This window comes from Streptomyces odonnellii, from assembly GCF_000981895.1.
Classification (GTDB): Bacteria; Actinomycetota; Actinomycetes; order Streptomycetales; family Streptomycetaceae; genus Streptomyces; species Streptomyces odonnellii.
Map to the genome: position 1 here is coordinate 1 of NZ_LATD01000415.1, position 5,297 is coordinate 5,297.

Consider the following 5,297-nt stretch of genomic DNA (forward strand, 5'->3'; position numbering starts at 1 on the left):
GTCCGGAACACGGAATTCCGGGCGCCCGCCGGTGTTTGCGGGGGATACGGGCGACTGGCTAATTTGCAGAGCCGCTCGCATTGCGCGTCATTCCCCCGCTCCGTCCCCCCCGTTCCCCTCCCCAAGGACGAAACCGCAGATGAAGCAGTCCGCCGTCAAGACTCTCGGTGTCGCCGCCCTCGGTGCCGCCTTCGCCTCCGCCGCCGCGGGCACCGCCTCGGCCGCCGCGCCCACCGGACCCGCCGCGCTCGTCGCCAAGAGCACGGTCACCGCGCTGGACACCGTGGGCTCCGCCGCCGAGCAACTGCCGCTGGAGCAGACCGCCGAGCAGCTTCCCGCGCCCGCGCCCGATGTCGTCCAGGGCAGCAAGCTGGCGCTCGGCACCCTGCGGCAGGTCGCGCCGATCGTCTTCGGCTCGGCGAGCACCGCCGGCAGCGCGAGCCCGCTCAACGGCCTGCTCGGCGGACTGCCGGTCAACGGCCTCGCCAAGGGCGGACTGCCCGTCAACGGCATCCCGATCGGCGGCTGAGGCCCAGGCCCTGGCGCCGGACACAGCAGTGGGGCGGGTACCCGGATCCGGGTACCCGCCCCACTCGTACGTACGGACGTACGGAAAGCTCCTCGTATGAGCCCGGCGCACCGCCTACCAGGCGGTCGTCACCGTCTTCTCGCCCGGCAGCAGCGCCCACAGCGCCAGATAGAGCAGGAACTGCGGACCGGGCAGCAGGCAACTGATCAGGAAGATCGCTCGAACCGTGTTCGCGGAGGTGTTGAAGCGCCGGGCCAGCGCCGCGCACACTCCGCCGATCACGCGTCCGTCACGAGGGCGGATCAATGCGGCCATGGTGGGCTCTCCTTGAAGACTGATGGGAGCCGCTCCTTGTGGCGCTCCCGTTGTCTCCATGGTGCGGCGGGCGCCCCGCCTCGGGCGTCGCTCTGAGGAGCGATGCCGACCCTGGGAATCGTCGGGGTCGCGCCCTGAGGACCCTCGTCCCGGTGGAGGGGCTCCGTGTCGTCCCCGAGGCGGACGGTCCCCCGTACCGTACGGGTACGCCTCCGCCGCAGCCGCGCCCGGCCCGCGGGCACCAGCAGCAGATGCGCCAGCGCCACCCCGGCCGTATTGAGCAGCAGCGAGTCCACGTCGACCACCCGGCCGGGGACGCCCGTCTGCAGCAGTTCGATGCCCAGCGAGATCATCCCGCCCGCGGTGACCGTACGGGCCATGGAGGCCCAGCCCGAGACCGCGATCCGGCCGCCCGCCATCGGCAGCAGCACTCCGAGCGGCGCCAGCAGGAGCAGCCCCTCGGTGATCCGCCGCGCGCCCGCCACCGGGCCCAGCGCCAGATCCGCCTTGATGCCCGCCAGGGGCGTCAGATTGGCCGCGTGCACCCAGGGGACATCCAGTGGGCGGAGCGTCAGCCACCCCACCAGCAGCAGATGCAGGAGGAGGAGTACGAGCCCCGCCGTACGGAAGCGGATGACGGCACTGCCGCCCGGACCTTGACGCACGTCCCCAAGGACGCGGCGACCGGCGGAGTCGGTTCCGCCGCTCGCACGTGACGCCCGTCATGAGACGGGAGTCACCCCGGCGGCGGTACGAACCGTACGGTCACGGGGCGCGGCGGTACGAACCGTACGTACGGTTACGGAGCGGAGCCCGGTCCCGAGCCGGACCGCAGCCCGGAAGCGGAAGCCGTCCCGGACGCGGACGCCGTGCCCGCCCCGGACTCCGAGGGCGACGGCGCGAGCGTCGGCACCGCCGTGTCCGGGTCGCTCTTCGTCTCCCGGCCGCATCCGTACGCGCGCGCCGGATAGCTGCCGGGCCCGCCGAGCACCACCGTCCCGTCCGTGACCTCGCTCTCCGCGAAGGTGCAGACGATCTGGGCCAGCGCCGCCGCCGGCAGGTCCTCGGGCTGGCGGCTCAGCCGCAGCGCGTCCGCGGGATCGCCCTTGCGCGGGGCGGAGAGGATCAGCGGACCCCGCACATAGGTGGTGAAGCCCGCCTCGCGCTCGCTCTTCGAGGGCTGCGCCTGAAGCTCGTCGAGCAGACCCTGCGCGATCTCCACCCGGTTGTCCGCCGCCTTCCCCCGAGGGATCCGCGCCGCGCGCTCCACCGACGAGAGGCCGGAGGCGCAGGCCAGATAGATCCGTACCGGAACGCCCGGGCGCGCCTGGGTGATCACGCTCTCACCGGCGACCTGGCAGGGCATCCGCGAGGGTGCCGGTCCGGCGTCCACCGGCACCGAGGTGGTCCTGATCCCGCACCCGGCGGCGAGGACCGCCAGCGCGGCCGCCCCCGCGAGGCGCCGCAGCGCGACGGCCGTCCGGCCGCCGCGCGGACCGCCCCGCGCCCGCTTCCCCGCTGCCACAGAGCCTCTCGACGTGACGGTGCCTCCCGGCGTCACGGTGCGCCCGGGCATCACCGCGCGCCGCCTTCCGCTGCCGCCGCCCCGTCCTCGCCGTCCCGGTCGTGGTCCCGCGCCGCCGTCTCCGTACCGGGCTTCGCGCCGTCCTTCGGCAGCCGCAGCACGAACACCGCGCCGCCGCCCGGCACATTGGCCGCGCTGATGTCACCGCCGTGGATATGCGCGTTCTCCATCGCGATCGACAGCCCCAGACCGCTGCCGTCCGACCGCGGCCGGGAGGCGCTCGCCTTGTAGAACCGGTCGAAGACATGCGGCAGGACGTCCTCGGGGATGCCCGGGCCGTGGTCGCGAACCTCGATCACAAGGGAGCCGCTTTCCGTACGCACCGAGACCCGCACCGGCGAACCGCCGTGCTTGAGGGCGTTGCCGATCAGATTCGCCATGATCACATCGAGCCGGCGCGGGTCGAGCCGCGCCATGATGCCCCGCTCCGCGTCCAGATCCACCGCGTCCAGCCAGGCCCGCGCGTCGATACAGGCCGTGACCTGGTCGGCGACATCGACATCGTCCAGCACGAGCCGGGCCGTACCCGCGTCAAAGCGGGTGACCTCCATCAGATTCTCCACCAGCACATTGAGCCGCCGGGTCTCGCTCACCACCAGCGTCACGGCGGGCGCGATCATCGGGTCGAGGCTGTCCGCCTCGTCCTCCAGGACCTCGGTCACGGCGGTCAGCGCGGTCAGCGGCGTCCGCAGCTCGTGCGACATGTCTGCGACGAAACGGCGGCTCGACTCCTCCCGCGCGCTCATGTCCGCGACCTTCTTCTGGAGCGACTCGGCGGCCTTGTTGAACGTACGCGACAGATCCGCCAGTTCGTCCGTCCCCGACACCCGCAGCCGGGTGTCGAGCTTGCCCTCCCCGAGCTGCCTCGCCGCCTCGCCGAGGCGCTGCACCGGCTTCAGTACGGTCGTGGCCGCGGCCTGAGCCAGCAGTGCCGAGCCGACCAGCGCGAGGGCGGTGGCGATGCCCAGCGACCAGGCCAGCGAGTTCAGATCCGCCCGCTCCTGGTCCAGGGACTTGAAGAGATAGCCGGTCGGACCGCCCCCGATGATCCGCGTACCGCCCACCAGATACGGCGTGCCGTCACGCTCGGTGCGCAGCCAGAACACGTGGTACGGGTAGGCGTTGCCGGAAGTGATCTTCTGCTTGTTGTTGACGGCCTGCTGGAGCGACTCCGGCACGTCGTCCAGGGTGAAGGTGTCCGGATCGGACACGCCGACCATCGGCTTGCCCTCGGCGCGCTCACCTATCAGCAGCACGCTGTACCCGGCGCTGCCGCCCGCCATCTGCTCCGCGGTGTCCTGCAGTTCGCTCTGGCTCGGCCACAGCGGCAGCTCGGCCGCGCGGTTCTGCATCTTCTGCTGGAAGTCGTTGAGGGCCGAGTCCTGCGTACGGGTCAGCACCGCCTCGCGGTTGAGCCAGTACGCGATCCCCGACGCGGAGACCGCGGCCGTCAGCGCCACCGCGCCGAAGACGACCACGAGCCGCAGCCGCAGACTGGTCCAGCGCAGCCCCGCGAGGATCGCCTTCTTCGCGGCGCTGCCGCGCGCCGCCGTGCCGGGCTCCGCCGTTCCGTCGTGCTGCGGGCCGACGGCCGGCCCGTCCACCGCGGGTGCCGCACTCACGAAGGCGCGTCCAGCCGGTATCCCACGCCCCGTACCGTACGGATCAGGGTCGGCGAGGACGGTACGTCCTCCACCTTCGCCCGCAGGCGCTGCACACAGGCGTCCACCAGCCGCGAGTCGCCCAGATAGTCGTGCTCCCACACCAGCCGCAGAAGCTGCTGCCGGGACAGCGCCTGGCCGGGGCGGCGGCTCAGCTCCAGCAGCAGCCGCAGCTCGGTCGGGGTGAGCTGGAGGTCCTCGCCGTTCTTGGTGACCGTCATCGCGGACCGGTCGATCACCAGACCGCCGAAGGTTGCCGAATCCGTGGACTCGCGCTCGCCGCGCCGCAGCACCGCGCGGATCCGCGCGTCCAGCACCCGGCCCTGCACCGGCTTCACCACATAGTCGTCGGCACCGGACTCCAGACCGACCACCACGTCGATGTCGTCGCTGCGCGCGGTCAGCAGGATGATCGGCAACTGGTCGGTGCGCCTGATGCGCCGGCACACCTCGAAGCCGTCGATCCCCGGCAGCATCACATCCAGCACGATCAGATCCGGCCGCTGCTCGCGCAGCAGTTTCAGGCCGTCCTCTCCCGTCGCCGCGGTGGCCACCCGGTGGCCCTGGCGCGACAGCGAGAGTTCGAGGGCCGTGCGGATGGCGTCGTCGTCCTCGATCAGCAACAGGAAAGGCACGGGGCTCATTGTGTCCCATGGGGGGCCGCAGTTCGACCGTCGGAGCGCTCCCATGCTTGCCAACACTGCCCACCCGCGGTCCTTCCGCTGTCCCTCCGCACTGTGCGCGCAAGCACCGGTGCCCCCTGTGACAGGCCTGTGACAGTCGGCGGACAGCGCCATGAAACTGCCCCGGCAAGCTTTTCGGCACAGGGGAAATCAAGACAGCAAAGACAGTGAGCAACTCCACATGACGGGGGGCGCGGGATGAACGCACTGCACGGCACGGCCTCGAACGCGGTGGTCACGCGTCTTCATGACGTCACATGGAGCGCCGAGAAGTCCGGCGCCGTGAACGGGCGGGGGTGCGTTCGCGGCGCCGGGCGTCAGCACAAGCCGTCGTACATGACGGTGGTTGACGCGGACCGGGCGGCCGACGGGGGAGCGGGGGCAACCGGGGCGGCCGCCACGTACGGGGAGGCATCGGGGGAGCGGACGCTCCCGGCGCGGACGGCGGACGCCGAAGCGGCGTTCACCGCCTACGTCCAGGAGCGCCGCGCCTCCCTGTACGCCACCGCGTACCACCTCACCGG

General features: G+C 72.0%; 5 protein-coding genes and 2 pseudogenes. 2 read left to right on the forward strand and 5 right to left on the reverse strand.

Annotated features, from left to right (window positions below; all coding sequences use genetic code 11):
* Positions 1–139 precede the first annotated feature (139 nt).
* Positions 140–529: a hypothetical protein gene (locus tag WH07_RS31505; protein ID WP_046507700.1), complete on the forward strand. Its 390-nt coding sequence runs from the start codon at positions 140–142 to the stop codon at positions 527–529.
* A 114-nt stretch (positions 530–643) separates the two neighbouring features.
* On the opposite strand, the gene WH07_RS31510 is transcribed toward WH07_RS31505, so the two are convergent.
* The 5 genes and pseudogenes from WH07_RS31510 to afsQ1 all read right to left on the reverse strand — a co-directional run bounded on the left by WH07_RS31510 (position 644) and on the right by afsQ1 (position 4,725).
* On the reverse strand, positions 644–844 hold the full coding sequence (locus tag WH07_RS31510; protein WP_046507703.1) for a PspC domain-containing protein: 201 nt from the start codon (positions 842–844) through the stop codon (positions 644–646).
* A 95-nt stretch (positions 845–939) separates the two neighbouring features.
* Positions 940–1,509, reverse strand: a pseudogene (locus WH07_RS31515) (VanZ family protein); the annotation flags it as partial.
* A 134-nt stretch (positions 1,510–1,643) separates the two neighbouring features.
* A complete protein-coding gene (locus WH07_RS31520) occupies positions 1,644–2,369 on the reverse strand; it encodes a hypothetical protein (RefSeq protein ID WP_063775862.1) in 726 nt (241 codons plus the stop codon).
* A 50-nt stretch (positions 2,370–2,419) separates the two neighbouring features.
* Positions 2,420–4,150 carry an ATP-binding protein gene (locus tag WH07_RS31525; protein ID WP_408645972.1) on the reverse strand — a complete coding sequence of 577 codons (1,731 nt, stop codon included), beginning with the start codon at positions 4,148–4,150 and terminating at the stop codon, positions 2,420–2,422.
* Positions 4,048–4,725 (reverse strand): two-component system response regulator AfsQ1, encoded by a 678-nt coding sequence (afsQ1, locus tag WH07_RS31530; protein ID WP_079124961.1) that lies wholly within the window; start codon positions 4,723–4,725, stop codon positions 4,048–4,050. Before afsQ1 ends, WH07_RS31525 begins: the two co-directional genes overlap by 103 nt.
* Before the next feature lie 246 nt (positions 4,726–4,971).
* On the opposite strand from afsQ1, the pseudogene WH07_RS31535 reads away from it, so the two are divergent.
* Positions 4,972–5,297 (forward strand): annotated as a pseudogene (locus WH07_RS31535) (SigE family RNA polymerase sigma factor); the annotation flags it as partial.